The 4621-nt window shown below is 57.8% G+C and carries 3 protein-coding genes; all 3 read left to right on the top strand.

Annotated elements, in window-relative coordinates:
* Positions 1-640 precede the first annotated feature (640 nt).
* The 3 genes from NZK35_RS33835 (at position 641) to NZK35_RS33825 (ending at position 4508) form a co-directional block, all read left to right on the top strand.
* Positions 641-1288, top strand: coding sequence for a hypothetical protein (locus NZK35_RS33835; RefSeq protein WP_259636949.1), 648 nt, complete (start codon positions 641-643; stop codon positions 1286-1288).
* Positions 1289-1381: 93 nt separating this feature from the next.
* Entirely contained in the window at positions 1382-2806 is a 1425-nt protein-coding gene (locus tag NZK35_RS33830) for a P-loop NTPase family protein (protein ID WP_259636948.1), read from the top strand.
* 4 nt (positions 2807-2810) lie between these two features.
* Positions 2811-4508 (top strand): vWA domain-containing protein, encoded by a 1698-nt coding sequence (locus NZK35_RS33825; RefSeq protein WP_259636947.1) that lies wholly within the window; start codon positions 2811-2813, stop codon positions 4506-4508.
* Positions 4509-4621 lie beyond the last annotated feature (113 nt).

Here is a 4621-nt window from a genome sequence, read left to right as displayed (position 1 = left end):
ATTTTGGGGCGCGTGCCCCGAATGGCACGGGCAAGAGGGTTGGTGTGCAGGCTTTAGCCCAATACCGCTAAGTTAAGCGTCGTTTCTTGAGATGAGGGCCCGTAGGCTCGCGCCAAACGGCTGATATTCGTTTGACATCAGCCGGTTCGCGCCAGCGTCCGGGCCCCCTCATTCATGTTAACTTAGCGGTATTGGGCTTTAGCCGCCCATTCTCGCTGCGTAGCAGCGACCGGGAATCGCCTCAAGGCTAGACACCAACGGTTGCTGAATCCCGTTTTACTAATTCCCATACCATTCGGGTCAGGCAGCCAACGAGAAGAGTTGACGGAGCAGTAGGGTCGCGATTTGCACCCTGTCAGTGTCCTGACGGCGAGACGGGTCACGGGACACCAAAAAAACTGGACGATCCTATTCCCGCCACCGACAATATGGCACTAAATCTGTCGAATGGCGTCTGAGAAAAAAGGTCCAAGTTTGGCAGCGAACCGTTACTGGGTTGTTGGGCTCCCATTGGTAAGGCGTTGAAATTCCAAGCTGCGAGAAAAACGCTTGCCGACGTCACCATCCCACCGTCCCCTCAGTCTGCCCCCATCGAGCGGCCCACCCAGCGGCCTGTGGGGCGAACTGAATTCCCCATCCTGTGACTTGCATTTTGTCCAAACCGGCTGAATTCGAATTTTTCGCCCCACCCGCCGGCGATGCGGACGTGGTGGAGGATGTTGTCACCCTGGGACCGGCCGATTTTCAGCGGATCGGTATCCAGCCGACTGAAACGCGACTGGCAGTGATCCGTCACGCGGCCAGCCGCGCCGCCAAATCGTTGGCCAGACGACAGCTGAGCGCCCCCAACCCGTTGACCGAACAACAACTCTCGCGAATCGCCGTTTCGACCTATCGGCTGTTGGATCCGCGGCAGCGAATGGATCGTCACTCCCGGGCCCACGTCGGTCGCATTCGTCCCGCCGCCCTGTATCGGGCCGGCCGAGCGGAATTCGCCGATGGTCCGATTCTGATCCAATCCTGCGACGCGTCCGAGTCGTCGACCACGACCCATCACGTCGACGAAGTTTGCCAGGGGCGAGCGTTCGCGTCGGACGTGACGACGTTGCAAGACGTCCGGCCGACGGCGGCAAAGCCAGTATTGACGCTGCGACGTCTTGCCACTCGTCCCAGCCTAATCCTGACGATGATCGTCACCCTGCTGCTGACGGCCGGGGCGGTGTGGAATTGGGGACACCATCGAAACGCTGGGCCAGAGCGATCGCTGCCAGCGGCGAACAGTCGCTGAGCGGATCCACGCCCGGTTTCCTTCCCTCGCTTTGCAGGAGTCTACAATCAGACCGAGTGAGGCTCGTTTCTTAACTACTACGGATGATTGTGAATGAACGTCGCGACGGCAGCACCCACCGCAACGACTTTGAAAGAGTTGATCGACAGCGGATGGGAATCGAAAACGGTCAAGCGCGAGATCCGCGATAACTTCACGCGGATGCTGGCCAGCGGCGAGGAACTGTTTCCGGGAATCGTCGGCTATGACGACACCGTGATCCCGGAAATCAATTTGGCCCTGTTGGCCGGTCACGACATGCTGTTCCTCGGCGAAAAAGGACAGGCCAAGAGCCGCATCATGCGGATGCTGACCCGTTTCTTGGACGAGTGGCTCCCCTTCATCGACCATCCCGAGTTGCCCGTTCACGAAGACCCGACGCACCCGGTCACGTCACTCGGTCGAAAACTGGTCGAAACGCTTGATCCGGAAGACATCAAGATCGCCTGGTGGCATCGCGACCACCGGTATTCGGAACGATTGTCGCCGGGCACCAAGTTCGCCGACATCATCGGCGAAATCGACCCGGCAAAACTGACCGGCGGCGTCAGCATGAGTGCCGAAGAAGCATTGTCGTTCGGGCTGATCCCCCGGATGCATCGCGGCATCTTCGCCATGAATGAATTGCCCGAGCTGGACGACCTGGTTCAAGTCGGCTTGTTCAATATCCTCGAAGAACGGGACGTGCAAATCCGCGGCTTTCCCATCCGATTTGATTTGGACATCATGATCCTGTTCTCCGCCAACCCGTCGACGTACAACCGCAGCGGCAAGGTGATTCCCCAATTGAAGGACCGCATCGGGACGATCGTGCAAACGCACTACCCGACCGAACGTGATCAGGGAATCGACATCCTGCGGCAAGAAATCGGCGCAGACCTGGAGGGCGAGTATCCGGTCCAAGTGCCGTACTTCATGTTCCAATTGGTCGAAGAGATCACCGAGCAGGCTCGTCGGAGCAAGTTCATCGATCAAGCGTCGGGCGTGTCGGCTCGCTTTTCATTGGCCAATTTCCGAATCATGGTCGCCTCGGCACGCCAACGAGGCATCCTGCACAACGAACGACCGGCCGTTCCGCGAATCAGCGACTTGGGACACCTTTACTCCAGCTCGCTCGGCAAGCTGGAACTGGATCTGATGGGCACCCACCAGATGAGTGAGAAACAGGTTCTCGATGCGGTCGTCGCCAAAGCCGTTCAAGTCATCTTCGGTGAATACGTGGAAAAACACGGGCTGGGGGAGATCGCCGAAATCTTCCGCAGCGGCGTCCGCGTCGAGGTGGGAGACTTGCTGCCGAGCAGCCATTACGCCGAACGTCTGCAGAGTGTCCCGCCGGCCTGGAATTTGGCGTTTGAGGTCAACGCCAGCGAAAGCGAGGCGGTTCGGGCCAGTTGCGTGGAGTTTGTGTTGGCGGGCTTGTATAGCATGGACCGTATCAGCCGAGCTCAACGTCACGGCAAAATCGAATACGAAGTTTAATCGCATGAACAAACGACTCGGCGGCATCATCCACGCGTACCAAAAGTACGATCCGGCTTCGTTTCCGCCACCAAGCGAGCCGCCGCCGGACCTCGTGACGCCGGCCTTTGAACAAGCGCTGATGTATGGCGAGTTTCGTGAATTGAGCGAAGAAGAACTCGCCCGTGCGGTGCGTCTGGATCCCAGCCAGATCCAAGGACTGGGCCCGAGTATCGACTTCCTCAAAGCGATGCTCGAAGAACGCAAACGAAAGATTCTCGAAACCTACGAGTCGCGGTCGGTCCAAAAGAAAGCTCGCAAAGCCTTTCACTCCGCGGCCAAGGACGTGCGGGTTCCTAAAAAGCTGGCCGAAACCTACCGACAAGCGATCAACCGCGAGCAGCCCTACCTGCTCGAATCGCTCTGGTATCGCGCCGAGGATCAGGGCGGATCGCTCTCGACTGACTTGTTGAAGATCGCCGCACGAATGGGTGACAAACACAACATCGAAGAACTCGCCAGCAAGTATGAGTTCACCGGCAACGAGTCGATGTCGGTTCCCAAAGCCTTGGAAATCAAAGAAGAACTCGAAAAGATCGACGAGTTACTCAAGCAACTCGAAGAGGCAGCCAAGTCGGCGCAGATCGGGCTGATCGACATGGACATGCTCAGCGAGTTCGCTCAACCGGGCGACATGGAACAGCTCGAAGAGATGCGACGTCAGGTCGAGAACTTGATCCGCGAAGAAGCCGAGCGTCAGGGGCTCCAGCGTGATTCGTCCGGACAGTTTCGTCTGACGCCCCACGCCTACAAGATCTTTCAAGGCCGGCTGCTCGAACGAATCTTCAGTGAGCTGGCCCCTTCGCGGTCCGGACGCCATCAAGGAAACGTCGTCGGTGAAGGCGCGGTGGAATTGCAACAAACCAAGCCTTACGAGTTCGGCGATTCGGTCGCCAACATGGACATCCCGCAAACGGTCATCAACGCCCTGCTTCGCCAAGGCGACGAGCGACCGCTGCGGCTGCGCGGCGATGACATCGAAATCCACAAGACACGCAATCACCCCAAGTGCGCCACCTGTGTGATCATGGACATGAGCGGTTCGATGCGCTACGACGGCCAATACATGAACGTCAAACGCATGGCGCTCGCGCTGCAGGGATTGATCCAATCCGAATACCCCGGTGATTTCTTGCGATTCATCGAGATGTACACGTTCGCCAAACTCCGCGCCCCCGGCGAAATCATCAACCTGATGCCCAAACCGGTCACCATTCACGATCCTTGGGTGCGGCTCAAAGCCGACCTCAGTGACCAGAATGTCAGCGAAGCACAAATCCATCCGCACTTCACCAATATTCAGCGCTCGTTGCAATTGGCACGCCAAAACCTGGTCAATTGCGACACACCGAACCGCCAGATCGTGTTGATCACCGATGGGTTACCCACGGCGCATTGCGAAGACGAATGGCTGTACATGCTGTACCCGCCGGATCCGCGGACCGAGCAAGCCACGATGCGCGAAGCCGCCTTGTGCGCTAAGGAAGGAATCACGATCAATATCTTTCTGGTGCCCAGTTGGTCGCAATCCGAAGAAGACATCCGGTTTGCCAACCGGATGGCGCAGTCCACGTCTGGTCGCGTGTTCTTCACCAGCGGCAACAACCTGGATCGTTTCGTCCTCTGGGACTACGTCCAAAACAAACGCGAAATCATCGCCTAACGTGGCGTAAGCTTCCAGCTTGCGATCGTGGCGTAAGCTTCCAGCTTGCGGCTATCCCTTTGGGACGTCGATTCTTTAACTGCGGGATTTGGTAACCATTTAGATTCTCTCCC

The organism is Stieleria sedimenti (genome assembly GCF_025060895.1).
GTDB lineage: Bacteria > Planctomycetota > Planctomycetia > Pirellulales > Pirellulaceae > Stieleria > Stieleria sedimenti.
The sequence above is the reverse complement of the archived record's forward strand: the minus strand, read 5'-3'. Positions and strand labels throughout refer to the sequence as shown.